Genomic DNA, 25,328 nt, shown 5'->3' with positions numbered 1-25,328 from the left:
TCGTCAGCCCTTCACGCCGCCGGCGGTGAGCCCCGCCACGATGCGCCGCTGGAAGATCAGCACGAGGATGACCAGCGGGATCGTGACGATCGTGCCGGCGGCCATCACCGCCGTGTAGGGCTCCTGGTGCGGCTGCGACCCGGCGAACGAGGCAATCGCCACGGTCACCGGCTGGGTCGCGTCACTCGACAGCTGCGACGAGATGAGGTACTCGTTCCAGCTCGAGATGAACGCCAGGATCGCCGTGGTGAACACGGCCGGCGCCGCGAGCGGCAGGATGATCCGCCGGAACGCCTGCACCCGGGTGCACCCGTCGATGCGGGCTGCCTCTTCGAGGTCCCACGGCATCTCGCGGAAGAACGACGCGAGCGTGTACACGGTCAGCGGCAGCACGAACGAGATGCTCGGCAGGATGAGCGCCTGGTACGACCCCATCCACCCGATGTCGGTGAACAGCTGGAACAGCGGCGAGATGAGGGCGACGCCGGGGAACATCGACGCGGCCAGGATCGCGCCGGCGATGAGCGACTTGCCGCGGAACTCGAGCCGGGCGAGCGCGTACGCCGCCGTGGTGCCGACGAGCAGGGCGATGATCGTCACGACCCCACCGATGAGCAGGCTGTTCGCGAGCGCCCGACCGAGGTGGTTGCCGAGCGACGTGGAGAACGCCGTCGCGTAGTTGTCGAGTGTGACGTGCGTCGGCCACGGGGTGGCGTCGAACGTGAACCCGACGTCGCGGAAGCTCGTCACCACCATCCAGTAGAACGGCAGGAGGCACCACACGGCGATGACGATCGCCTGCACGGCCGTGCGGATGCGCGGCCCGGTGTCGCGGCGGACGCGCACCTCGGTGCGGTCGACGGCGCGGTCGCGTGCTGCTGCGGAGGACCGCGGGCGGTCTGCTGCGAGGGTCACTTGAGTTCACCCTTCTGCTGGGCGGCCTGCGTCTGCACGACGTTGGCGCCGAGGAACCGGACGAAGACGAACGCCACGATGAAGATCACCAGGAAGGTGATGGTCGACAGGGCCGACGCGGAGTTGAATCCCTGCCGGATCTGTTCGACGACCAGGATCGACAGGGTCGTGGTGGCGTTGCCGGAACCACCGCCACCGCCGGTGAGGATCGCGGGCAGGTCGTACATGCGCAGCGCGTCGAGCACGCGGAACAGGATCGCGACCATCAGCGCTGGCTTGATCAGCGGCAGGGTGATGAGCACGAAGCGCTGGAACGTCGACGCGCCGTCCATCTTGCCGGCCTCGTAGACCTCCTCCGGGATCAGCTGCAGTCCCGCCAGGATGAGCAGCGCCATGAACGGCGTGGTCTTCCAGGTGTCGGCGATGATGACCGCCCACCGGGACGCCCACTCGCCGCTCGTCCACAGGATCTGCTGCCCGAGGACGTGGTTCAGCACGCCGTTCGCGTCGAAGATGAAGTACCAGAGCTTCGCGGTGACGGCCGTCGGGATCGCCCACGGCACCAGGATCGCGGCACGGACGAGCGCGCGGCCCTTGAAGTTGCGGTTCATGATGATGGCCATCCACACGCCGATGACCGTCTCTGCGAGCACGGTGACGACGGTGAAGAAGAACGTGTTGCCCATCGACACCCAGAACTGCGAGCCGAGGCTGCCGGGCGGGCACGTGACGTTGCCGCACTGCTGGCCGAGCCAGTGCGCGTAGTTCGTGATGCCGGCGAACCCGCCCTGCACGAACAGGCCGGTGGCCTTGTCGAGGCCCTGGTCGAGCTGGAACGACTGGATGATCGCACTGACGACCGGGTAGCCGATGACGATCGCGAGGAGCAGGATCGTCGGGCCGATGAGGTACACGGCCCACCGGCCGTGCTCGGCGTTGAGTCCGCCCTTGCGCCGTCGGCGCTTCGGTTCCGTGCCCGTCGGGTTGGGGATGGCTGCGGGGATCTCAGTTGCTGCTGACACGTGTCGGCCTCCTTGCCGGGGGTGTCGGAACGCAAGTAGGGGGCGGACGGGAGGCCCGTGGCGGACCCGCCACGGGCCTCCCGTCCATCAAGCGGTGTTAGCCGCTAGCTGCTGGTCGCCGACTTGAGGGCGTCCTGCATGTCCTTCATGGCTTCGTCGACCGACTTCGATCCCTTGAGCGCCGCGTAGGTGTTGTCCTGGATCGCCTTCGTGACCGCCGGGTAGAACGGCGTGACCGGGCGCGGCTCCGCCGACTCGATCGACTTCAGGAGCGTCGGCAGGTAGGGCAGCTGCTTCGTCAGCTCGGGGTCGGTGTACAGGTCACCGACGACCGGCGCGAGCGAGCCCTGGGTCGCGAAGAACTTCTGCGTCTCGTCCGAGGTCAGGAACTCGAGGAAGTCGTGCGCCGTGGCCTTGTGCTTCGAGTACACGCTGATCGCGGCGTTGTGTCCGCCGAGCGTGGAGGCACCGACGCCGTCGGCACCGGGGATCGGCGCGATGCCAAAGGTGTCCTTGACCTTCGACGAGCCGTCGGTCTTGGCGAGGCTGTAGACGTACGGCCAGTTGCGCAGGAACAGCAGCTTGCCGGCTTCGAACGCGGTGCGGCCCTGCTCCTCCTGGTAGGTGATCGCCTCGGCCGGGATGTTCCCGTCCTCGAACGCGTCCACCAGGTTCTGCAGGCCGGCCTTCGCCTTGTCGGTGTCGACGTCGGGCGCACCGTCGCTGCCGAGCACAGAACCGCCGGAGCCGTTGATCGCCTCGGAGGCGTTCACGGTCAGGCCCTCGTACTTCGCGAACTGCCCCGCGTAGCAACCGATGCCGGCGTCCTTCGCGATCTTGCAGTCGTCCATCATCTCCTTCCACGTGGTGGGAGGCGTCTTGACGAGGTCCTTGCGGTAGTAGAGCAGTGCGCCGTCCGAGGTCTGCGGGGCGGCGTAGAGGGTGTCGTTGTAGGTCGCGGTCTTCACGGTCGACGGCAGGAGCTTCGAGGTGTCGATCTCCATGTCGCCGGTCAGCGGCGTCAGCCAGCTCTTCGCGGCGAACTCGGCGGTCCAGACGACGTCCACGTCGACGACGTCGTAGTTCTCGTCCTTCGCCTGGAAGTGCTGCACGAGGTCGTCGTGCTGCTGGTCGGCTTGGTCGGACTGTTCCTTGAAGGTGACCTTCTCGTCCGGGTGGGCCTTGTTCCACTTCGCGATGAGCGGGCGGACGACGTTCGAGTTGTCCTTGCCCTGCACGTAGGTGATGGGGCCGCGGCTGTCCTGGCCGCTCTTGGCGTCGTCCGAGCCGGTGCCGGAGCTCCCGCTCGAGCAGCCGGTGAGCACGAGGCCGATGACGGCGACCCCGGCAACGGATGCGAACCGCACCCTGGAGCGTGTTGTCTTCACAGCGTTGTCTCCTCATTGAGATCACCAGGGGGCATCGACCGGGTTCGACGACACTGCCCTGGAGCAGGCGCCGCTGCCTGCTGGTGGAGGAAGCTACGCCCGGTCCAGCGGGAGCGCAACCGGTTGCATCGGTTCCGTGACCTGAGCGTGACCCATGAGGTTCCCGTGGCTTCCTGGGTGAGCGCTCACCCTCGTCCGGGGCACACGCACCGCACTGCGGAACCCCGCACGAACCCCGCCACTGCTGGTCCGCTCCGTTGTCCGGACACCGCGGGCGGTCGTAGCGTCCCGACCATGACCCTGCACTCCTCCGTCACCGTGCCCGGCCCCCGTCGGGTCGTCAGCGTCGACCTCGACGCTCCGCTGCCGCGCCTGGTCGCCGACGAGTCGGGTTCCTCCGCGCTCGTCGTCGGCTACCGCGACGGCTTCCCCGTCACCACGCTCGACGTGCTGCTCACCGCGGACCCGGCCGACGCCGCCCGCGCGATGGCGCCCCTGGTCGACGGCCTCGCACGGACCTCCGGTAGGACGGAGACCCCGATCCCCGACCTCGAGCTCCCGCTCATCTCGATCGTCGTGTCGACCATCGTCACCCGGGTCGAGGACATCCGGAAGCTGCTCGACTTCCTCGAGCACCTCGACTACCCGCGGTACGAGGTCATCCTCGTCGACAACCGCGTGAAGTTGCCCGAGGTCGACGCCCTGCCCGGGCTGCTCGAGGGCCGCGACGTCCGGCTGGTCACCGAACGCCGTCCGGGCTGCTCCGCCGGCCGCAACGCCGGGGTCGCAGCGGCGCACGGCGAGATCATCGCGTTCACGGACGACGACGTCCGGGTGGACGCACAGTGGCTCCGGTCCATCGGCACGCGCTTCGTCCGCGAGCCCGAGGTGGCCGCGGTCACCGGGATGATCCTGCCCGTCGAGCTCGAGACCCCCGCGCAGATCTGGTACGAGGCGTACTACGGCGGCTTCAGCGGCGAGCGCACCTTCCAGCCGGTGACGATCGTGCCGGACGACGTCCCCGGGGTCATGCGGCACGCGCAGGCCCGGGCCGTCCGACCCGACGGCTCGGTGCAGAAGCACTTCGCCGTGTACGGCATCGGCGGCTACGGCGCCGGCGCGAACTGGGCGGTCCGACGGTCGGCGTTCGACGCCGTCGGCGGGTTCGACCCCGTGCTCGGTGCCGGTGTGCCCGCCCGCGGTGGCGAGGACCTGGCGATCTTCATCGACATCCTGTGGAGCGGTGGCCGGATCGGCTTCGAACCCCGTGCGGTCGTCCACCACCGGCACCGGCAGGACCTCGCCGGGCTGCACGGGCAGCTCCACTCGAACGGCGTCGGGTTCACGGCGCTGATGTGCGAGCTCATCGCGAAGGACCGCCGGCACGCGATCGTGCTCGCGCGGCTGATGCCCCGCGCCGGCAAGATCAAGCTGAAGCAGCTCGTGTCGCGACTGGCCGGCCGGCGTGACGCCGCGGCCGAGAGCATCACCGAGGCCTCCACGACCCGGATCCCGCGCTCGCTGGCCTACCACGAGTTCCGCGGCTTCCCGGCGGGTCCGGCGGCGTACTTCCGCAGCCGTCGGTTCTGGCGCGAGGTCGAAGAGGGCCGCTTCCGCCCGTAGGCGGCGTGCAGGAGACGTCCGCACCGGACGGACGGGAGGCCCGTGGCAGCGTCGCCACGGGCCTCCCGTCCGTCCGGTGCGTGCGGTGCACGCGGTGTCTGCCGTGCGCACCGCGCACGCGGAGCGCGGTCGCCCGCGCCGCGGTCACCCGCGCCGCGACCGCCCGACGACGTACCGCCACGGGCCACCGAGCGCCGCCACGAGCTCGACACGCTTGAGGCCGGCCGTCGCCTCGCGGAACGCGTCGTCGACCGGCCACCCGCCCACGGCGTCCACCGCGGCGGACACCTGGTCGGCGTCGGCACCGGTGCCCTGTCCGAGCGCGCCGAGCTGCCGCAGCGCCCCGACCGCCCGACGCAACACGGCCAGTGCGGTGCGCGGGCGCAGCATGAGCTTCGCGACCCACGCGCCGAGGCCCGTGCCGTAGCCGAGCGCCTGCGAGCGCAGCGCCGCACGGTCCGGCCGGTGCTTGTGCCAGACGACGGCCGAGGGCTCCACGGCCAGCGCGCCGCCGGAGAACAGCACCCGGGTGAACAGGTCGGGATCCTCGCCGGCGCGGGCCAGGGTGCCCGGGCCGAGTGCGACGTCGAACCCGCCCAGGGCGAGCGCGGCCGAGCGGCGGAGCGACATGTTGGCCCCCGTGCCGAACGCGCCCACGGAGAACGGGAACAGCGGCAGGTCGGCCGGCGGCGCCGACGTCCGGAACACCCGGCGGTCGGTGTTGCGCGCCCAGGTGACGCGCTCGTCGAAGTACCGCTGCGTGGGGGTCCGGAGTTCGCCGCTGGGCACGAGGCCGGTCACGCAGACGACGTCCGCGTCGCGGGCGTACGCGTCAGCGAGCGCTGCGAGCCAGTGCCGGTCGACGACCACGTCGTCGTCGACGAAGGCGACCACGGCTCCGGACGCGAGGGCGAGTCCGGCGTTCCGTGCGCGCGAGACGCCGGGTCGGGCCTCCAGGACGTACCGCAGCCGCGGGTCCGCGAGCGACGTGACCACGTCGCGGGTCGCGGTGGTGGTGGGCGCGTTGTCGACGACCAGGACCTCGAAGTCGTCGTGCTCGGACGCGAGCACCGAGCGCACGCAGCGGCGCAGGTCGTCCGGCCGGTCGCGGGTGCCGATGACGACGGAGATGCGCCCGACCGGCGTCCCCGCGGGGGCGTCCGGGAGGCCCGTGGTGCGCAGCGCGCGCAGGGCCGGTCCCAGCTCGGCCGGGTCCACGCCGCCGTCCGCGTCGACGCTGATGTCGACGAACCCGGCGATCTCGCGTCCGTCACGGACGAGCAGGCGGGCGCGGCGGAAGCCGGTGGCGCCGGCGAGTTCGACGGTGGACGCGGCGAGCGCCTCCCGTCGGTCGACGGCGCCGACCCAGGCCGCGCCGGCCCAGGCGGGTACGTCCGGGGACGGCATCGCGGGCGTGAGCGTGAGCACGCGGGTGGTGGTGGCCTGCTGGTCGGTCATGGTCCGATGCTCCGGTGGGCCTGCTGCGGGGTCAACGGCGGCCGCCCGCGGTTGCGGCGACGGTCGTCCGACTTGCGGTTTGCCGCCAGTGGACACCCCCGGACGGTAGGATCGTGAGGACGACTCGGCGGCAGCACGCCGGGCACGAGGAGGACGCATGTCGATGGGCCCCACCGACGAGCTCGGCGCCGTGCTCCCCTCGGAACAGAGCGTCTTCGTGGTCGACGCCGTGACCTGCGTCTGCGGCCACGTGCAGGACGCCCACGAGCACTACCGTCCGGGCACGGACTGCGCACTCTGCGACTGCCAGAAGTTCCGGAAGAAGCGCTGATCCGGCGCTTTCGAGCACTGACCGATCGGGGGTGGTGCGGGAAACCGCCGCTTCCCCGCAGACGGGCACGGGTCGCCTTGTCGGCCCCGGAACGCCGCGGTTAGCGTCGCGTCCATGGCCATCTCCCCCGCGGTCCCCGCGTGCATCGTCCTCGCCCACGAGGACCCGGCACACGTGCGCCGGCTCGTCGAGGCGCTCGACCCGTTCCCGGTGTTCCTGCACTGCGACGCGCGCACCCCCGAGACGGTGTTCCGCGCCATGACCGACGGGCTGCCGGACCGCGTCCGGCTGCTCCCCCGCATCCGGACCGGCTGGGCACGCTGGGAGAACGTCGCCGCCGAGGTGTCCGGCTACCGGGCCGCCCTGGCCGAGACCGACGCCTCGCACGTGGCCGTCCTGACCGGCAGCGACTACCCGCTCGCGAACCCCGCCGAGATCACGGCCCTGCTCGAGGCCCACCGCGAGGAGTCGTTCATCTCGGTCAACCCGCTGCCGTTCGCACCGTGGGGCCGCGACGGCGGCATCTCCCGCATCCGGTTCCGGCACTGGGCATGGCGGAAGCACATGCTCCGGCTGCCGGTCCCCCGCCGCGTGCCGGCGAAGGTCTCCTTCGCCGGGGGCTCACAGCTCAAGGTCCTCGCCCGCCGGCACGCCGCCGCGGTCGTGGACACCGTCGACCAGCGCCCCGACCTGGTCCGGTTCTGGCAGCGCACCTGGGTCGCCGACGAGACCTTCGTGCCGTCGGTGCTCAACTCGCCGTCGCTGACACCGGGGTTCGCCGACGAGCACGTCTCCCAGCCGCTCTGGTGGATCGGGTGGGACGGCACCGCGCGGAAGAGCCCGCCGTGGTTGACCGTCGCCGACGCGGGGCAGCTGCTCGAGCGTCGGACGGACGCGGACGTCGAGGTGCAGCACCTGTTCGCGCGGAAGTTCTCGACCGACCGGAGCGGTGACCTGCTCGACGTCGTGGACGCGGCCTTCGGGCTGCGCCAGGGCGCGGGCGCGGCGACGGGGTCGGCGTCGGCGTCGGCGTCGGCGTCGGCGTCCGCGTCCGCGTCCGCGTCCGCGTCCGCGCGGCAGGATGCGGCAGCGGTGGTCGCACCGTGAGCTTCCCCCCGCAGACCCGCCGTGAGGCCCGCGCAGCGCGCGAGGCGCCCGTCCCCGTCGCCGCCGCCGTGCCCGAGTCGCTCGACACCGGGTCGGTCGCGGTGCGGAAGGGCGCCTCCGTCCTGTTCGGCCGCGGCCTGCTGTACGTCGTCGTCTGGTCGATGCAGCTCGTCGTCTCGTCGCTCATCTCCCCGGTGCTCGCGCACCTCATGCCGCCGGCCGAGTTCGGCGTCCTCGCCTCGGCGATCGCCCTGTACCAGGCGCTCGTCGTCCTGGCAGTCCTCGGCATCGACCAGGCGTCGGTGCTGCAGCGCGCCGAGGACGGCGACGACCGCCGGGCGCGCGGCCTGCTCGCCGTCGGCATGGTCACCGCGGTCGTCGTCACCGTCGCCGCGCTCACCACGATCCCGGTCTGGGCCGACGCCGCCGGCTTCGTCGGCAACCACCCGCTGCTCCTCGTCGCGGTGCTCTGGACCGGCCCGGCCGCCATCGTGCAGATCTCCCTCGCGCTGCTCGTCGCCCAGGACCGCATCCGGGTCTTCGCGGTCACGAGCCTGCTGTCCTCGATCGGCGGCTCGGTCATCGGCCTCGGGCTCCTCACCTGGGTGCAGGCCGACGCGACCACCTACGCGTGGGGCGGCGTCGTCGCCCAGGGCGTGGCGATGGTCATCGGCATCGCGGCGACCCGCCCGCGTCTCGCCGGCCTGTTCGACCGCAGGACCACCGCCCGGGCGTTCCGCCTCGGCGTGCCGATCGCCCTCGGCAACCTGTCGTACTTCGTGCTGAACGCCGGCGACCGGATCGTCGTCCAGCGGCTGCTCGGCCCGGACGAGGTGGCCCGCTACCAGATCGCCTACGTCGTCGGCTCGGCCGTCATCCTCCTCCTGACCTTCACGAACCAGGCCTGGGCGCCGCACTTCGCCGCCCTCCGCGACCCGGTCGCCCGCCGACAGCTCGCGATGCACTCCCGCGACGAGCTGTACAAGATGCTCGGACCGGTCCTGCTCGCCGTGACCCTGGTGTCACCGGTCGCGCTGCCGATCCTCGCCCCGGCGTCGTACCGCGTGCAGGAGCTCTCGGTCGTCGTCTTCGTCGTCGCGATCACCGCGTTCCCCGTCGTCGCCAGCGGCGCGACCGGACGCCTGCTCCTAGTGGAACGCCGCGGTGTCGCCGTCGGGGTGATCGCCGCGATCGCCGGCGCCGTGAACATCGGCGCGAACCTGGTGCTCGTGCCCGTGCTCGGCATCGCCGGCGCGGGTCTCGCCACCGTCGTCGCCTACGCGATCCTGGCCGCCATGCAGCTGCTGGCCCTGCCCGATCGCCGCGAGTGGCGCGGACCGGGAGCCCGGATCGTCCTGACGACCCTCGCCGCGCTCGTCGTGGCCGCCGCGTCCCTGCTCCTGCCGCAGGACGTGCTCTGGAACTGGGTCCGCATCGCCGGGGTGGTCGCCTGCCTCCCCTGGTTCCTCCGCCGACTGAAGACCGCAAGGGGTGGTGTCTCGTGAGACCGCGACAGACTGCACACGACGGCACCCGCCGACTCCGCGTCGGCGTGCTGGTGACCGGACTCGCCATCACCGGCGGACTCGAACGCTGCGTGCTCGAGGACACCCGCGAGCTCGTCGCCGCCGGCCACGAGGTCGAGGTCTGGCACCGGAACGCCCAGTCCCCGCGCGCCGCCGAGGGCCCGCCGCCCTACGAGGCGATGGGCGTGCGCCTGGTGGAGGCCACCGACTACCGGTTCGGCATCACCACCACGCTCCGCGACGCCTGGCGGTTCGCCCGCGAGGGGCTGCGGATCCGTCGATCGCACCTCGACGTCCTCTGGCTGAACCGCCCCGAGTACCTGCCGTTCGGTCGCGTCGCGTCGCTCGTCTCCGGGGTCCCGCTCGCGGTGCACCTGCACCACGCCCCGAACTACCGGCGGCTCGGACCGATCGCCGGCGGCCGCACCCGTTACTTCGCCGTCTCGCACGCGATGGCGCGTGCGTGGGCGGCCTCCGGCGTGCCGACGGACCGCATCACGATCGTACCGAACGGCGTCGACCCCGACGCGTTCCCGGCCGCGACCCCGGCGTCCGTGCACGACGCCCGCGCGGCACTCGGCATCGCCGAGGACACCCCGACGGTGCTCTACTACGGTCGGCTCACCCGGTCGAAGGGCGTGCTCGCCCTCCTGGAGGCGTGGGGTCGCGTCCGCACGACCGCCGCGGCACGCGTGCCGGTCACCACTCCCCCCGTGGCCGGTCACACGGCGCCCGCACCGCTCCTCGTGCTGGCCGGTGCCCTCTACCCGGAGGAAGCCGACGCCGTGCACGCCGCGATCGACGCGCTCCCCGCCGGTTCCGTGCTCGTGCTCCCCGAGCGGGACGACGTCGTCCCGCTCCTGCACGCCGCCGACGTCGTGGTGGCGCCGTCCATCGAGCCCGAGGGCTTCGGCCGGGTCGTGGTCGAGGCGATGTCCGCCGGCCGTCCCGTCGTCGCGGCCGCATCGGGCGGCACCGGAGAGATCCTGTCCGGTGATTGGGCGCGGTACACCGTCGACCCGGCCGACCCGGACGCACTGGCGGAGAAGCTGCTCGACACCCTCGACGACGCCGAGCTCGACCCGTCCCTCGCCGCCCGGTGCCGCGCGTGGGTGCGTGACCGCTACGGGCGCGAGCCGCACGTGCGCGCGCTGCTGCAGGCGCTGCTGGCACACGCCCGGCGCTGACCGGGCCGCCGGGCTCGACGGCGCCGGTGCGTGCCGGGCTGCAGCGGGATGCGGCGGCGTCAGCCGGCGGTGGGTTCCGTGGACGGCAGCGTGGCCCGGGGGCTCTCGCCGTCCGCAGGCACGTCGATCGTCATCCAGTCGACCAGCAACGACCCGGCGGCGTCCCGGGGCGGCAGGCCCTCGAGGGATCCCGTCTGCACGACCAGGTGCATGCGCTCCACGGGGATGTCCTGGGTGGTGCTCCCGACGACCTCGTCGTCGACCAGGAACGACATCCGTGAGGGCGTCCACTCGATCGTGTACGTGTGCCAGTCGGCCAGCGACGCGTCGGTCTCGTGGTGGATGCACTTCTCGGCCGGGTCGACCAGGCAGTGCACGTTGAGCCAGGCGGGCGCACCGAGCGCACCCTCGGGGAAGTCGATCTCGCCGTGCGCCCAGACGTTCTCGTCGCTCCAGAGCAGCACCGCCACCCCGTAGCCGTCGACCTCGTCGCTCTTCATCCGGATGCTGTACCGGCCGGAGGTCTGTCCGCCCCATCGTCCGTCGACGAGCGGCACGACCCCGCCGGCGAGCGGGGTGCCCGCCTTCGTCGTGCGGAGGTGCATGTCGAGCATCCCGTCGTGGGCGCTCAGCGTGGACGCCTGGTACCGACCGGTCCCCGCGGTGTCCGCGAAGCCGTGGTAGACGGTGAACCGGTCGTCGTAGGCCGCCTCGAACCCGCCAGACGGGGCGGACTCGTCGAAGTCCTCGGAGAACACCCGCTTCCAGCCGTCCCCGTCGCCGGTCGGCATCGCGACCCCGCTGGGTCCGGGGCCGACGGACGTCGTGCCGGTGGTCGCCGCGGCGACGGCACCGACCGCGACCACCAGGGCGGCGGCCACGATCGCGACCCGTCGTCCCCGTGTCCGGAGCGGCGTGCGGTGACGGGAGGTGCCGAAGCCGTGCGCGGGTGGGGCGCCGTGCGCGGCGGCCGACTGCTCGGCGACGGGGCGGGGGCCGTCATCGTCCGGGGTCATCCAGCTGTCCATGCGCGGACCTCCGAGAGACCGACGTTGATCGTGCTGTTCGACACCCCGGTGGTGGTGAACCGCACCCAGGTGACGTTGCGGGCGGTGAAGTCGACCGTCCGGGCGCTGCCGTCGTTCGGGAGCTCGCCCACGGCGACCTGGCTGCCGTCCGAGAACGTCAGCGTGCCGCTCGTGATCTGGTCGTCGCTGTTCGGACGGTCGTGCAGGACGATGCGCTGGAGCGCGACCGGGGTGGCCCAGTCGAGCTGGATCCAGATGCCGGTCCGTCCCCAGGGCACGGCCCACTCGGCGGTGTGGTCGACCGGGTGGCCGGACACGACGCCGTCGACGGCCTTCGCGACGGTCTGGCCATCGGCCGGGTTGTCGGCGATCGCCGTCGGGGTCGCCGAGCCGGTGACGTCCCGCAGGCCCGGAGTGGGCGTCGGCGTCGGCGTGGGTGTCGGGGTCGGCGTGGGTGTCGGGGTCGGGGTCGGCGTCGGCGTCGTACCGCCGCTGCTCGCCGGGGAGAACGCGCGGATCTCGGCGAGTCCGACGTTCTGCGTCCCGCCACTGACCGAGGTCACCGTGAACCGCACCCACGTGACACTGCGCGCCGCGAACGTGATCCGCTGCACCGCACCACCGTTGTGCAACGCCGGCACCGTCACACTCGAGCCGTCCGAGAACGTCAACGTCCCACCCAGCACCTGGTCCACCGCGTTCGGCCGATCAGCGAGGTCGACCGCGTCCAACGTCGTCGCCCCCGCCCACCCGAGCTGGATCCACGTCCCCGCACGACCAGACGGCGCAACCCACTCCGCCGTCGGCGCATCCGGGTACCCGCTCACCACACCGTCGACCGCCTTCACGGCCGTCTGACCGTCAGCCGGGTTCTCCGCACTCGCCGTCACCGACGCCGAACCCGTCACGTCCGTGTGGGCGGGGGTCGGGTCGGTGGGGTCGGTCGGGTCGGTGGGGTCCGTCGGCACCGGCGAGCCAGCGGTGTACTGCCGACTGAGCCACGAGGTCTCGGGTCGCGCCGAGCAGGCCTCGTACGAGGCGCAGGTCTCACTGTCGTGCGCGGCGTAGGTGAAGAACGCGTCGGCCTTCGCCTGGGTCTCGGCCGTCGTCAGGTTCGCCGGACGGTCGGCGATCGGGTACCCCATGTACCCGGTGAAGCCGTGCGCGCCGGTGTACTGCTGTTGCACCTGGTCGGTCAGGTACGCGACCGTGTGGTGGTCGCTGTGGTCACCGTCGCCGTACTCGCCCTCGTGGTCGAGGGTGTGGATGTCCGTCGGTGCGAAGTCCTGCACGATCCCCTGCAGCGTCGCCCGGAGCTGCGCGAGCGTGTACGTGGCGGCGTGCGGGGCATCGGCGACGGTGTGCAGCGTGTCCATGTCGCCCGTGTACAGGCGCTGGAGGCTCTCGTAGCCGTTCGCCCAGAAGCCGTTGCCCTCGACGTTGCCGTCCGGCAGGTCCATGAAGACCAGACTGATCCGCGGGTCGGCGGTCAGGGTCTCGGTGAGCAGGGTCCGTCCGGCGACCGTCGTGGAGCCGGTCGTCGACGCCGGGTCGACGCCCGCCATGCTCGCGTAGGCGGCCATCAGCCCGACCTGGCGTTCCTGCCAGTACCAGTCGGGCTTGCCGGCGTCGCCGGCCGTGACGATGACGGAGCGCACGCAGCGCCCCGCCTCGATGTCCTTCCGCAGGTCCGTGCCCTGGAAGAGCAGGTCGTCGTCGGGGTGGGCGACGACGTTGAGCACCCGCCCGGCGCTGCAGTCCGCAGCCGCGGCCACGGCGGGCTGGACGGCGAGGTTCGGCGCGACCAGCACGGCGAGCACCGTGGCGACCACGCCCGCGACGGACGCGACGGTGGCCCGTCGCGTCCGTCGCGGTCTGTCGGAGGTCGGTTCAGTCGGTCGCATGGCGCAGGCCCTCCGTCGTCAGTTCGTACATCGCGGTCGTCCCCGACGACCAGACCCGCTTCCAGTAGGGCGAGGACGCCATGGCGGCGGCGAGCTCCTGGTAGTCGGCGTCGCTCTGGTAGCCGTACCGCTCGTCGTAGGCGCCGAAGGGCTCCGCGACCAGGGCGTAGTAGCCGGTGGCCGACCAGTTCACGACGAGCTCCCGCGTCACGTTCGACAGGTCCTCTTCGGCGTCGTAGCCGCCGGTCGGGTCCGGGTACGGGCCGAGTGCTTCGCGGGACAGGTAGCCCACGTCGAAGTACCGTGCGCCGGTGTTGCTCGGGACGGCGTTGGCCGACCCGGTGAGCAGCATCACGGAGCCCGCGGGTGCCGTGCGGTCGTAGTACTGCGTCGCCGCGGACTGGCTCCGGGTCATGACGCGGTTCCAGTCGAGCGAGGTCTGCCCGAACGCACCGATCGCGACGAGTGCCGCCACCGCTGCTCCGGCGACCGCGAACCGGACGGCGGACGGGCGCATCCCCCGCTGCAGGACCGCCCCGACCGGGGCGAACCGACCGGCGGGCATCGGGAGCGCCGCCGCCAGGATCGCGATCCACGGCGTCGCGAAGAGCACGACGCGGAAGACGCCCTCCTGGCCGTAGTTCGTGGCGACGAGCAGCGAGATCGGGCTCGCGGCGGTGGCGAGGAGCGCCCAGTGCGTCCGGTCGCGCCGCATCAGCACGGTCACCAGGGCGATGAGTCCGAGCACCACGAGCGCGGCTGCGGGGATGTCGAACGCCAGACGCGTGACGAGCGGCTTCGGCAGGACCGTCATGTCGTGCGCGGGCGGCTGCACGTTGTCGAGCACGCGTCCGACCGCCGCGAGCGACAGGAACCGCCCGAGGATGTCACCGTTCAGCGCGGCGAAGACCACCGCCGGCACGAGCACGACGACGGGCAGCCACCAGGGGCGGAGCATCCGGAAGACGATGAGCGTGACGAGTGCGGCGACCGTCAGGTACGGCGAGATCTGGTGCGTCACGGCGAGCACGACGCCGATGAGGGTGATCGCGACGATCCGCGAGAGCCCCACCCGCCGTGCTCGCGGCTTGGCGGCGACGGAGCCGTCGGCGGCGGTGACGGGGGCGTCGCGCAGCGGCCCGGTGGCGAGCACGAGGATCACGATCGACATCAGGATGCCGGTCGACTGCGGCGAGAAGTACGTGGTGTTGAGCGAACCGGTCATCGCGGTCAGCAGCGCCGCGATCCACGGGCGACGGGCACCGGGCAGCCAGTGCGCCGCCAGGACCCCGACCGCGATGGTCGTGCTGAAGGCGAGCAGGACCGGCACCCACGCGGCGATGAGGATCGTGTTGACGATGCCCCCGACGTCGGCGACCCAGGCCGCGCCGGCGAACAGGCCGGACCAGGTCTGGAAGATGTCGGCCGACGGGTTGGTCCCACCGAACTGGCGGATGTACTCGACGACACCGATGTGCCGCGCGGCGGCGGTCACGGTGGGCACGCCGTACGTGATGGCCTGGGCGAGCTGCACGACGCCGCCGAGCACGACGACGGGCACGGCGAGCGCGCGGCCGCGGACCAGGGCGATGACCGCCGCGGCGACGACGAGCACGAGACCGACGACCAGGCCGGGGCCGAGCGAGCCGAACAGGCCGGCGGGCACCGGGTCGCCCATGTGGGTGAGCGCGGCGACGACCACGACGACGAGCCCGCCGAGCGAGAGCGCCGTCACCGTGGCGGTCGTGCTCCACCGGGGCCGGGCGGTCTCGCGGCGCACGAGGCCGGCGCGACGGAGCTCCGCCAGGTCACGCGGCACCGAGACGGCGAGCGCCGCCGCGGTGAGCACGACGACACCGACGAAGGGGACCGTCGGCGCCCAGATGTGGAAGGTCGCCATGGTGTAGCCGATGCCGATCGTGCCGACGAGCGACCCGGTGACGGCGAGGACGGCGAACCGTGCGAGGGACATCGGACGGACGAGCAGCATCGGGGCGACCCCGAGCAGCGCGAACAGGAAGACCGCGACGGCGCTCGCCCGCAGGGTGGGCAGCTCGACGACGCTGCCGACGGCGGCCAGCACGAGCGTCAGCACGACGATCGCGGCGGCACCGAGTCGCGCCGACGGGCTCATCGCGCCACCGGGGGTCGGTCGTGCCGGCCCCGCGGTGTCGAGGCCGCGCTGCAGCTCGTGGCGACCGTGCGCCGTCCGGTCGATCGTCCCCGCGCCGCCCATGCGTTCGCGGAGCGCCAGGACCGGTGCGGTGAGCACGGATCGCCGCTCGACGCGACGCAACCGGCGCTTCGTCGCCGCGAACTCCGCGTCGACGGCGTCGACGGTGTCCGCGTCACGCGCGGCGCCCGTCCCGTGGCCGTTCGCCGGAGCAGCGTCGGCAGCGTCGTCGCCCTGCTCGAGGCCGAGGCGTGCGAAGGCGCTGATGGCCTCCGGCGCCGCGTCCACCGAAGCGGTCAGCGTGTCGCGGTCGAGTGCGTTCTTGGTCATCCAGGCTCCGAGTCCGTGGCCGTGCGCGGCAGCGGCGGCGCGGAGCGACGCGACGTCGTCCGCCGATCGCTGCCACGCGATCGCGGCCGGTTCGACGGCGATCGCGGATCCGGCGAACAGCAGTCGTGTGAAGAGGTCGAGGTCGTCGCCACCGCCGACGCGCGTGCCGGGGCCGAAGGCGGTGTCGAACCCGCCGATCCGGAGCGCGGTCGCGCGGTGCACGGCGAGGTTCGCGCCGGTGCCGTAGGCCGAGGCGGCGAAGGGGTGCAGCGGGAGGTCGTCGACCGGGTCGTCGAGCCGGAAGACCCGCCGGCGGACGGTCCGCCCGCCGGGGGTGCGGTCGTCGTGCCAGCGCTGCGCCGGCGTCCGGAGCTCGGCACTCGGCACGAGCCCGGTGACGCAGGCCACGTCGGGGTCGGCCGCGAAGGCGCTGGCGATCGCGGCGATCCAGTCGCCGTCCACGACGGCGCCCTCGTCCACGAACGCGACGACGTCGCCGGTCGCGACGAGCAGACCGGCGTTCCGCGCGGCGGCGAGGCCGCCCTCGGGTGCCGGGATGGTGGTGACGCGGCGTCCGCCGATGTCGACCGTCGCCACACCGCCGTCGTCGGCGCCGTGCGAGACGACGACGACGTCGAAGTCGGGGTGCCCGTTCGCGAGCACCGACCGCATGGTCGTGCCGGCGGCGCCGTCCGTGCAGAGCACCACGGTGACGGACGGCAGCACCAGACCTGCTGCCGGCCGACGCTCGGGTGCCGGCATGGGCCGGATCGCGCGCAGGAGCGCACGGACGTCGATGGTGCCGCCGATGCGACGGCGTTCGGTGATCTCGGCCTCGACGAAGCCGAGGGGCTCGCCGTGGTCGCGGACGAGCAGGCGGGCACGCCCGTACCCGGCAGATCCCTGCAGGGCGATGACGTCCCGGTGGCTCGTCGCGTGCACGTCGGCACGGTCCACCTCGCCGACCCAGAGCGCGCCGTCCCAGGTGGGGACGAGCGGCCCGGTCACGACCGGCGAGAGGACCATCGCCAGGGTCGCGCGGGTCACGGTGTGCCCACCGGCTGCGGGAGCGGTGCGGGTGCGGGCGGGGTCCGCACGACGACGGTGCCGAGGACCCGGCCGACGGCGTAGCCCGCGACCGTCGAGACGACGGAGAGCGCGATGGCGTACGCCCGCAGGCCTCCGCCACGACCGACGTGGCGCAGTTCGCGCAGCACGGCGCCCGGGATCACCCGGGTCAGGTAGGTCGACTCGCTGGCGAGCGAGTCGCCGGTGCCGACCCGACGGCTCAGCACGGCCTTCGAGATGCCCTCGTAGTAGCTGCGGCGGCGCAGGTAGCGCATCGTCACACGGTCCGGCGAGACCCGGTGCGAGACGTTCGAGCGCGGTTCGTGCCGGATCCGCGCGCCGGGACGGGCCTGGGCGATGCGGATGCAGAGTTCGGTCTCCTCGCAGCCGAGCGGCTGGTTGCCGACGCGGCCGATGCCGGAGCGGAAACCGCCGGCGAGCAGGATCGCGTCGCGGCGGAACGCCATGCTCGACCCGATGACGTTGCGGACGTCGCCCGGGGTCTCGGGCAGCCCGCGGTACGAGCACCCGACGATCCAGAGCAGTTCGTCGGCGTACGGGCCGGGGCCGGTCGCGGTCGGCCAGGACGGCGTGGCACGACCGCCGACACCGACGACGTCGGGGTCCTCGAGCGCGGTGAGCATGTGCCCGAGCCAGTCGGGGTCCGCGGTGGCGTCGTCGTCCAGGAACGCGACGACATCGGCGTCGGTCAGAGCGACACCGGTGTTCCGGGCCCCGGAGAGTCCGCGGTCCTCGGTGTTCGGGACGACCCGGAGTTCCGGCCAGCGCGCGGCGGCGCGGACCAGGAGCTCGGGCTCGTGGTCGATGACGACGACGACCTCGGAGCCCTCGGGCTGGCGCTTGGCCGACTCGACGCTGTCCTGCAGGTCGCCCCAGCGCTGCTGGGTGTAGGCGCAGATGACGACCGCGACGGTCGTCACGCGACGTCCTCCTCGAGGGCGACGACGGACGCGACGACGGCAGCCCCGGCGACGGACGCCCCGGCGACGGCGGACGCGGCGACGGATGCAGCGACCGGCGTCGCGGCGACGGGAGCAGCGGCAACCGGCGCAGCGACGTGCGCAGCAGCCGGCGCGGCCAGCTGCTCGGCCGGCGGCACGACACTCATCGCCGCGCGACGGACCTCGGCACGGCCGATCGCGGCACGACGACGCTCGTGCATGATCGACTTCAGCACGCGGATGCCGTCGGTCACGGCGTTGAGGTTGCTCGAACCGTGCACGCGGAGCTTCTCGTGGCTCGGCACCTCGGTGATCGCGAGCTCGGCGGCCGACCAGCGGCAGGTCAGGACGGTCTCGATCTCGAACCCGTCGCCCCACAGCATCGAACCGTCGGCCGGCTTCGGCAGCTCGGACGACAGCAGACCGATCTCCGGCAGGACGTCCGCCCAGAAGGCGTTGTAGCCGTAGCAGAGGTCGCTGTAGCGGGTGCCGAGGATGATGTTGCAGAGCATGTTCAGGCCGCGGTTGCCCATGTTCCGGACGATCGTGATGTCGTCGCTGCCACCGCCGAGCGAGTACCGGGTGCCCTTCGCGACGTCGGCGCCGTCGACGAGTGCCTGCACGAACCGCGGGATCTCGTCGGGGTCCGCGGAGCAGTCGGCGTCGAACATGACGACGATGTCGCCGGTGACGGCCTCGAAGCCGCAGGCCAGGGCGTTGCCCTTGCCCTTGCGGGTCTGGTGCACGACGCGGATGTCGGGCATCACGCGCTGGGCGGCGGCGATGGTGTCGTCGACGGAGTTGCCGTCGACCAGGATCACCTCGTACACGGGCGGGAGCTTCGGGAGGATGATCTCGAGGTTGCGGGCCTCGTTCCGTGCCGGGATGACGACGGAGACCCTCGGGTCTGCAGGGCGAACGGTACGTGCGGGCATGGCGCGGTCCTGTCGGGTCAGGGTTGCTGTCGGGTGGTGGCTCGTCGAGACGAGCGGCGCGTCCTCGGATGACGCACCGACGACGGTGACCGTCGTCGGTCGAGCAGCGGGACGCGGGTACGACGCCGCCTGCTTGCCGCGGGTGAGTGGGTACTCTCCCCCGCGGTTCCAACCATCGCCGTGGCCAGCGGGAGGGTCAATGCGCGGTGCGGTCCCTTGCGGACACCCGGGTGCGGATACGGAAACCCGCAACGGTCGTGCAGGTTCGCGGTCCGGCGCGGCGGCCGTCGGGTGGTGGACGCAGGACGAGCGGACGGGCGCGCCCCGCAGAGCGGCAACGCGAAGCGTTGCGCGGGGCGCGCTGACCGAGCCTGCGAGGGAGGTGTGCCAGCCGGCACCGCGCCTCCCGTCCGCTCGTGGGCCGGTCTCAGACCTGCGGCACGTCCGCCGTCTCGAAGGCGGCCCGCAGCGCGACCGCCAGCTCCGCGACGTGCGGTTCCCGCAGCAGCGACGTGTGCTCGCTCGCGATCCGCACCATCTCGGTGGGCCCGCGCAGCAGGGCGGACCACCCGGCGGCATCGGGGTTGGCGTCGGCGAGGACGTAGGTGGCGCGCCCGTGGAACGGCGTCGGGTGGTGGCGCCTGGTGACGATCTCGGCCTGGTCGAAGAAGGCGTCGAAGTCCTTCTGCCCACCGTGCCGCAGCACGCCGGCGGAGTACGCGCGGAGCCGCTTGGCGAACAGCGCCCCGTACGGCACACCCGCGGGCAGGACCCGCCGGACGGCACGGTCGAGCCCCCGCTGCACGGCGCGGACGGCGGAGTTCGGCTGGTCGCGCGGCTCCATCCGGCCGAAGTGCAGGCGGGCCTGTTCGGACTTCGTGCGGGGCAGGTAGGTGTCGAGCAGGACGACGTGCTCCACCTGCTCGCCGCTCTCGGTCAGGAGCCGGGCGATCTCGAGCGCGACGAGTCCGCCGAGCGAGTGCCCGACGAGCAGGTAGGGGCCGCGGGGCTGCACGATGCGCATCAGGGCGAGGTAGCGGCGAGCGCTCCGCTCTATGTTCCAGTCCGGCACCCCGCGGCGTTCGAGGGCATGCTGCTGGAACGCGTACAGGTCGTGCGCGGGCAGGTGCCGCGAGAGCGGCAGGAACGTCAGCGCCAGGGCACCGCCACCGGCGAAGCAGAACACCGGCGGACGGCCGCCCTCGCGCGCCTCGGACACCTTCACGACGTCGGGGTGGCTCGGCAGCGCGCTCGTCCCGCTCCGCACCCGTCGGGCGAAGGCGCGGAGCGTCGGGTGCTCGAGCACGTCCGAGGAGCGCAGGTCGACCCCGAGCCGGTCCTGCACGACGGCGAGCATCTCCTCGGCGGACAGCGAGTCGCCGCCGAGCGCGGAGAAGTCCTCGTCCAGGTGCACGCCCCGGAGCCCGAGCACCTCGGCCCAGATCTGCCCGACGACGAGCTCCCACTGGTCGTACTCGCCCTCGACCATCTCGGTCTCGACGCTCGGCGCACCGGGGAGTTCGGCCCGGTCGACCTTGCCGCGCTCGTTCCGCGGCAGCTCGGTCATCGGCACGATCGACGCCGGCACCATGTACTCGGGCAGCCGCTCACGGAGCGCCCGTCGGAGCGCACCCGGTGCTGGGGTGCGGTGCCCCGGGCGACCGACCACGTAGGCGACGAGCCGGGTGACGGAACCGGGGTCGACCTGTGCCGTCACGACCGCGTCGTGCACCTCGGGGACCGCGCGGAGCGCCGCCTCGACCTCACTCGGCTCGACCAGGTAGCCGCGGACCTTCACGGCGTCGTCGGATCGGCCGAGCAGCACGAGCCGGCCGTCGGGGTCGACGCGTGCCAGGTCGCCCTGCCGCCAGCTCGGGGTCCCGACGGGGATGCCGGCGGCGGCCTCGGCCTCGCCGGTGCGTCCGGCCCGTTCGGCGGTCTTCTCCGGCGCGCCCCAGTAGCCCGCGGTCAGGGCGTCGGAGACGACGACGAGCTCACCGGTCTCCCCCGGGTCGGCAGGGCTGCCGTCCTCGCGGAGCACGAGGACCGTCTTGCCGGGCAACGGCCACCCGGCGGGCACGACGCCCTCGGGCACCGGCTCCCCCGGGGCCACCGGGCAGTACGCGACGCACGCGGTCTCGCTCGAGCCGAAGGCGTTCAGGAGCAGCGTGTCCGGGTCCAGGTGGGGTCGGGCCGCGGCGAGGTCGGCCCCGGTGACGGACTCGCCCGTGGTCATCAGGAAGCGCAGCCCGCCGAGCACCGGTGCGGTCCCGGCGGCCGTCCCGTGCGACCCGGGGGCGTTCTGCGACCCGATGATCGAGCGCAGCAGGTGCGGGGTGCAGACGAGCACGTTCACGTCGTCGTCCCGGAACCGCCCGAGCAGCCGCTCGACACCGAGCTCACGCGGCTCGAGCAGCACGATGGTGCCGCCACAGAGCAACGTGTCGAACGAGAACAGGAGCCCGGCCGCGAAGGAGAGCGGCAGGACGACACCGAGCCGGTCGCCGGGGCCGAGGCCGAGCGCGACCGCGTCCTGCTCGGCGTCGGCGATCTGCTGCCGGTGCGTCAGGACGACGCCCTTCGGCATGCCGGTCGAGCCGGAGGTGAAGACGATGGCGAAGGGGTCCCGCCCGCCGGGGCGCACGCCGACGGTGTCCGCCGACGGGGCCGCGCCCGGTTCGCCCGCGTCCAGCAGTTCGCCGAGTGCGTGCACCCGGCCGCCCCGTTCCGCGACGACGTCGGCGGCCAGCGCTGCACGCTCGGTGTCGGCGACGATCTCGTCGACGCCGGCGAGCCGGGCCACGTGTGCCAGCCGTGCTGCGGGCAGGTGGTCGTCGAGCACCACCACGGTCCGTCCGGCACGCACCAGCGCCAGGATCCCGATCACGGCCTCGGTCGACTGTCCCGCCATCAGCCCGACCGGCTTCGATGCCCCGCCCGGGGTGTCGCCGACACCGGCGCCGCTGTGGTCGTCGGGTCGGAGCGTCACGGCCAGGGCTGCGGCCAGCGTGCGCGAGGCCCGGTCCGCTTCGGCGTAGGTGTACGGACGGCCGTCCCCCGCGAGGGCGACGGCGTCGCCCCGGAGCGCCACCACGCGGTCCCAGCGGTCCAGTACGGAGTGGTCGGCCGCCGCGGGCACGGCTGCGGGGTGGTTCCAGGGATCGACGGTCGTCAGCGGGTCGACGGAGGTCACGATGACACCTCGGGTGCTCAGCAGCGGACCGCCACGACTCCCGCGACGGTCCTCCGACCGTAGGTCCGCGTTCCCCCGGCCCGCGAGCAGGCGTCGGCCCGGTGCGGGGAACCGCAACCGGCCTGGAGGCGCGGCCTGCGTCCGCCACGGACGGTACGACTCCGGAACGACCGGTCCACCGCCGTGGGCGCCTCCCGCACGGCGGCTCGCCCGGCTCGGGGATCGTGCGGTTCCGCGCAACCTCCGGATCAGCCGTGGCGCGACCGTGGATGCGCCGTGCATCGCCGATGAGGACGCTCGGAACGAGAAGGTCCCGGAAACGAGAACAGCCCCCGGGATGTCCCGGGGGCTGTTCGTCGAGTGCTGGGGTACCTGGACTCGAACCAAGAACGACGGTACCAGAAACCGCTGTGTTGCCAATTACACCATACCCCAAAAGGCCTGTCGGCCTTCTGGCCCGGTCACCCGGGGCACGATCAACTACTGTACAGCATCCCGGAGGTCCGCAAGACCACCCACCAGGTCTCGGTGCACGGCGGCGGCGGTCGCGGCTCCGTGTCCGGCCGCGACGATGAGCTGCTCCGGCCCGGGAGGTGTGACGTCTCCCACGGCGTAGAGCCCCGGGACGGACGTCCGGCCCACCCGGTCGACCACGAGGAGTCCCTGCGTGTCGCGCTGGAGTCCCTCGAGCGCTCCGGGCGTGTCGCTCGCGGGGTCCGTGATCCCGCTCGTGCGCAGCCAGTCGAGGTCGGCGTGCCACACCGGTCGGACGAACCCGCCGGACCGTGGCTCGACGTGGCCGTCGGCGAGCCGGACACCGGTCATCCCGGTGCGATCGCCCTCGAGGTCCTCGACGACTCGCGCGTCCACGACGACCCCCTCGGCCGCCAGTCGAGCGCGGCCGGCGTCGTCGAGCGGCGCCACCCCGTTCGTGTAGACGATCAGGTCGTCGGTCCACGCGGCGATGAGCAGAGCGCGGTCGACGACGTCGTCGGTCTCGCAGATGAACGCGAGCGGCTGCCCGGCCTTGTCGTACGCATCGCACTCGACGCAGCTGTGCACCGCCGTGCCGTAGAACGCACGCAGCATCGGCAGCGCCGGGAACTCCTCACGCAACCCCGTCGCCACGACGACCGTCCGGGCGCGGGCCTCGAGCTCGGTGCCGCGCCACGAACCGTGCGCCCGCCAGGTGTCCGTGTCGGGGTCCGGGGCCACCAGGTCGACGACGGACTGCACGACCGTTGCTTCCGGGTACGCCTCGACCTCGGTCCGCCCGAGCTTGCGGAGCTCGAGCGGCGAGATGCCGTCCCGTGTCAGGAACCCGTGCGACCGCAGCGTCGCGGCGTTCCGGGGGCGGTTGGCGTCGACGAGCAGCACGGTGCGCTTCGCCCGGACCAGGTTGAGCGCAGCGCTCAGGCCGGCCGGCCCGGCGCCGATGACCGCGACGTCGTACACGACCTGGTCGGCGTGCTCCGTACTGCTCACGGTCGGTCAGCGCGCCGCGAGGGCGCGGAGCCGGGTCAGGGTGGACTCCTTGCCCAGGATCTCCATCGACTCGAACAGCGGCGGGCTGATCCGGCGTCCGGACACTGCCACGCGCAGCGGGCCGAAGGCGACGCGGGGCTTCAGGCCGAGCTCGTCGATGAGGGCCGCACGGAGCGCACCCTCGATGGCCTCGGTGGTCCAGTCCTGGACGCCCTCGAGCGCGGCGGTGCTCGCGGTCAGGACCGTCGCCGTGTCGCCCTTGAGCGAGGCCAGTGCGTCGTCCTCGACCACGAGGTCGGCGTCGGAGGTGAACAGGAACCCGAGCATCGCCGGCGACTCGCCGAGCAGCTGCATGCGCTCCTGCACGAGCGGAGCCGCCTTGGTCAGGATCTCGAGCTGCTCCGGCGTCGCCGGGTCGCTGATGAACTCCGACAGGTACGGCAGCAGACGCGACCGGAAGTCTTCGGGCGCCAGCAGACGAATGTGGTCCCCGTTGATCGCCTCGGCCTTCTTGTGGTCGAAGCGGGCCGGGTTCGGGTTCACGTCGGTGACGTCGAACGCCGCGACCATCTCATCGATCGAGAACACGTCGCGGTCGGGGCCGATCGACCAGCCGAGCAGCGCCAGGTAGTTGACGAGCCCCTCCGGGATCATGCCGGCGGCGCGGTGGTGGAACAGGTTCGACTCGGGGTCACGCTTCGAGAGCTTCTTGTTGCCCTCCCCCATCACGTACGGCAGGTGTCCGAACACGGGGATGGAGGGCGCGAGGCCGATCTCGTACAGCGCCTCGTACAGGGCGATCTGGCGCGGGGTCGACGACAGCAGGTCCTCGCCCCGGAGCACGTGCGTGATGCCCATCAGGGCGTCGTCGACCGGGTTGGTGAACGTGTACAGCGGCTTGCCGTTCGGGCGGACCACCACGAAGTCGGGGAACGTGCCCTGCTTGAAGGTGATCTCCCCGCGCACCAGGTCGTCGAAGCTCAGGTCACGGTCGGGGACCCGCAGGCGAAGCGCCGGCTCGCGGCCCTCGTCGCGGAACGCCTGGCGCTCGGCATCGGTCAGGTCGCGCTCGTGGTTGTCGTAGCCCTGCTTGGGGTCACGACCGGCCGCCTTGTTCCGGGCTTCCATCTCGTCCGGCGTGACGAAGGACTCGTAGATGTGACCCGACTCCTTGAGCTTCGCGATCACGTCGTCGTAGATCGCGGTGCGCTCGGACTGCCGGTACGGTCCGTGCTCGCCGCCGGCGTCCACACCCTCGTCCCAGTCGAGCCGCAGCCAGCGGAGCGCGTCGAGGATCTGCGCGTACGACTCCTCGCTGTCGCGGGCGGCGTCGGTGTCCTCGATGCGGAACACGAGCTTGCCGCCGGCGTGGCGGGCGTAGGCCCAGTTGAAGAGCGCGGTGCGGATGAGCCCCACGTGCGGGGTCCCCGTCGGGCTCGGGCAGAAGCGGACGCGGATGTCGGAGCCGGAGGCAGTGGTGAATGGCGCAGTCATGACCCGACAACCCTACCGCGGGGTCTGTCCCTCCTACCTGCCCTGTGGAGGGGCCGTGAACGCAGAAAACCCCTGACCACGAATGGTCAGGGGTTCCCTGTTCTTACTACGTTAAGTCCGGCGGCGTCCTACTCTCCCACAAGGTCCCCCTTGCAGTACCATCGGCGCTGAGAGGCTTAGCTTCCGGGTTCGGAATGTG

17 protein-coding genes, 1 tRNA gene and 1 rRNA gene are annotated in these 25,328 nt (G+C 72.5%); 5 read left to right on the top strand and 14 right to left on the bottom strand.

Features of this window, described 5'->3' with window-relative positions; genetic code table 11:
• Positions 1–3: 3 nt before the first annotated feature.
• The 3 genes from HP445_RS10445 to HP445_RS10435 all read right to left on the bottom strand — a co-directional run bounded on the left by HP445_RS10445 (position 4) and on the right by HP445_RS10435 (position 3,325).
• The gene (locus HP445_RS10445; protein WP_241660376.1) at positions 4–846 is read right to left on the bottom strand and encodes a carbohydrate ABC transporter permease; all 843 of its coding nucleotides are present in this window, start codon (positions 844–846) and stop codon (positions 4–6) included.
• A gap of 65 nt (positions 847–911) precedes the next feature.
• A complete protein-coding gene (locus HP445_RS10440; protein WP_111093393.1) occupies positions 912–1,937 on the bottom strand; it encodes a carbohydrate ABC transporter permease in 1,026 nt (341 codons plus the stop codon).
• Positions 1,938–2,041: 104 nt separating this feature from the next.
• The gene (locus HP445_RS10435) at positions 2,042–3,325 is read right to left on the bottom strand and encodes an ABC transporter substrate-binding protein (protein ID WP_128780095.1); all 1,284 of its coding nucleotides are present in this window, start codon (positions 3,323–3,325) and stop codon (positions 2,042–2,044) included.
• Positions 3,326–3,619: 294 nt separating this feature from the next.
• Between HP445_RS10435 and HP445_RS10430 the strand changes: the two genes are divergently transcribed.
• Positions 3,620–4,948 (top strand): glycosyltransferase, encoded by a 1,329-nt coding sequence (locus HP445_RS10430; protein WP_128780096.1) that lies wholly within the window; start codon positions 3,620–3,622, stop codon positions 4,946–4,948.
• A gap of 144 nt (positions 4,949–5,092) precedes the next feature.
• On the opposite strand, the gene HP445_RS10425 is transcribed toward HP445_RS10430, so the two are convergent.
• Positions 5,093–6,406 carry a glycosyltransferase family 2 protein gene (locus tag HP445_RS10425; protein ID WP_128780097.1) on the bottom strand — a complete coding sequence of 438 codons (1,314 nt, stop codon included), beginning with the start codon at positions 6,404–6,406 and terminating at the stop codon, positions 5,093–5,095.
• A 157-nt stretch (positions 6,407–6,563) separates the two neighbouring features.
• Between HP445_RS10425 and HP445_RS10420 the strand changes: the two genes are divergently transcribed.
• From HP445_RS10420 to HP445_RS10405, 4 genes are all read left to right on the top strand, one after another.
• A complete protein-coding gene (locus tag HP445_RS10420) occupies positions 6,564–6,737 on the top strand; it encodes a hypothetical protein (RefSeq protein ID WP_163343513.1) in 174 nt (57 codons plus the stop codon).
• 114 nt (positions 6,738–6,851) lie between these two features.
• The gene (locus tag HP445_RS10415) at positions 6,852–7,844 is read left to right on the top strand and encodes a beta-1,6-N-acetylglucosaminyltransferase (RefSeq protein WP_128780098.1); all 993 of its coding nucleotides are present in this window, start codon (positions 6,852–6,854) and stop codon (positions 7,842–7,844) included.
• On the top strand, positions 7,841–9,349 hold the full coding sequence (locus HP445_RS10410; protein ID WP_128780099.1) for a lipopolysaccharide biosynthesis protein: 1,509 nt from the start codon (positions 7,841–7,843) through the stop codon (positions 9,347–9,349). The genes HP445_RS10415 and HP445_RS10410 overlap by 4 nt, the downstream gene beginning before the upstream one ends.
• The gene (locus HP445_RS10405) at positions 9,346–10,557 is read left to right on the top strand and encodes a glycosyltransferase family 4 protein (protein ID WP_164941128.1); all 1,212 of its coding nucleotides are present in this window, start codon (positions 9,346–9,348) and stop codon (positions 10,555–10,557) included. Before HP445_RS10410 ends, HP445_RS10405 begins: the two co-directional genes overlap by 4 nt.
• 59 nt (positions 10,558–10,616) lie before the next feature.
• On the opposite strand, the gene HP445_RS10400 is transcribed toward HP445_RS10405, so the two are convergent.
• The 10 genes from HP445_RS10400 to rrf all read right to left on the bottom strand — a co-directional run.
• Positions 10,617–11,585 carry a glycoside hydrolase family 16 protein gene (locus HP445_RS10400; RefSeq protein ID WP_128780101.1) on the bottom strand — a complete coding sequence of 323 codons (969 nt, stop codon included), beginning with the start codon at positions 11,583–11,585 and terminating at the stop codon, positions 10,617–10,619.
• Entirely contained in the window at positions 11,570–13,489 is a 1,920-nt protein-coding gene (locus tag HP445_RS10395; RefSeq protein ID WP_128780102.1) for a PIG-L family deacetylase, read from the bottom strand. The genes HP445_RS10400 and HP445_RS10395 overlap by 16 nt, the downstream gene beginning before the upstream one ends.
• A complete protein-coding gene (locus HP445_RS10390) occupies positions 13,476–17,039 on the bottom strand; it encodes a glycosyltransferase (protein ID WP_128780103.1) in 3,564 nt (1,187 codons plus the stop codon). Before HP445_RS10390 ends, HP445_RS10395 begins: the two co-directional genes overlap by 14 nt.
• Positions 17,036–18,001, bottom strand: a complete 966-nt coding sequence (locus HP445_RS10385) for a glycosyltransferase family 2 protein (protein WP_128780104.1) — start codon at positions 17,999–18,001, stop codon at positions 17,036–17,038. Before HP445_RS10385 ends, HP445_RS10390 begins: the two co-directional genes overlap by 4 nt.
• Positions 17,998–18,957 (bottom strand): glycosyltransferase family 2 protein, encoded by a 960-nt coding sequence (locus HP445_RS10380; protein ID WP_128780105.1) that lies wholly within the window; start codon positions 18,955–18,957, stop codon positions 17,998–18,000. Before HP445_RS10380 ends, HP445_RS10385 begins: the two co-directional genes overlap by 4 nt.
• 427 nt (positions 18,958–19,384) lie before the next feature.
• Complete coding sequence (locus HP445_RS10375; protein ID WP_164941129.1) at positions 19,385–22,150, bottom strand: non-ribosomal peptide synthetase; 2,766 nt, start codon at positions 22,148–22,150, stop codon at positions 19,385–19,387.
• A 363-nt stretch (positions 22,151–22,513) separates the two neighbouring features.
• Positions 22,514–22,585: transfer RNA gene (locus HP445_RS10370), tRNA-Gln, on the bottom strand.
• Positions 22,586–22,630: 45 nt separating this feature from the next.
• Positions 22,631–23,635, bottom strand: a complete 1,005-nt coding sequence (locus HP445_RS10365) for an NAD(P)/FAD-dependent oxidoreductase (protein ID WP_128780107.1) — start codon at positions 23,633–23,635, stop codon at positions 22,631–22,633.
• A 6-nt stretch (positions 23,636–23,641) separates the two neighbouring features.
• On the bottom strand, positions 23,642–25,129 hold the full coding sequence (gene gltX / locus HP445_RS10360) for a glutamate--tRNA ligase (RefSeq protein WP_111033431.1): 1,488 nt from the start codon (positions 25,127–25,129) through the stop codon (positions 23,642–23,644).
• Positions 25,130–25,244: 115 nt separating this feature from the next.
• A 5S ribosomal RNA gene (gene rrf / locus HP445_RS10355) occupies positions 25,245–25,328 on the bottom strand; the annotation flags it as partial.

The organism is Curtobacterium flaccumfaciens (assembly GCF_013359815.1).
GTDB classification, from domain to species: Bacteria; Actinomycetota; Actinomycetes; order Actinomycetales; family Microbacteriaceae; genus Curtobacterium; species Curtobacterium flaccumfaciens.
Note: the sequence above shows the minus strand (reverse complement) of the source record. Positions and strands in the feature narration are given on the sequence as shown.

What these genes read in the sequence shown, in the direction of transcription:
- HP445_RS10430 (WP_128780096.1), top strand. Translation starts at nt 3,620, where the DNA reads ATGACCCTGCACTCCTCCGTCACCGTGCCCGGCCCCCGTCGGGTCGTC.
- HP445_RS10425 (WP_128780097.1), bottom strand. Translation starts at nt 6,406, where the DNA reads ATGACCGACCAGCAGGCCACCACCACCCGCGTGCTCACGCTCACGCCC.
- HP445_RS10420 (WP_163343513.1), top strand. Translation starts at nt 6,564, where the DNA reads ATGTCGATGGGCCCCACCGACGAGCTCGGCGCCGTGCTCCCCTCGGAA.
- HP445_RS10415 (WP_128780098.1), top strand. Translation starts at nt 6,852, where the DNA reads ATGGCCATCTCCCCCGCGGTCCCCGCGTGCATCGTCCTCGCCCACGAG.
- HP445_RS10400 (WP_128780101.1), bottom strand. Translation starts at nt 11,585, where the DNA reads ATGGACAGCTGGATGACCCCGGACGATGACGGCCCCCGCCCCGTCGCC.
- HP445_RS10395 (WP_128780102.1), bottom strand. Translation starts at nt 13,489, where the DNA reads ATGCGACCGACTGAACCGACCTCCGACAGACCGCGACGGACGCGACGG.
- HP445_RS10380 (WP_128780105.1), bottom strand. Translation starts at nt 18,957, where the DNA reads ATGCCCGCACGTACCGTTCGCCCTGCAGACCCGAGGGTCTCCGTCGTC.
- gltX (WP_111033431.1), bottom strand. Translation starts at nt 25,129, where the DNA reads ATGACTGCGCCATTCACCACTGCCTCCGGCTCCGACATCCGCGTCCGC.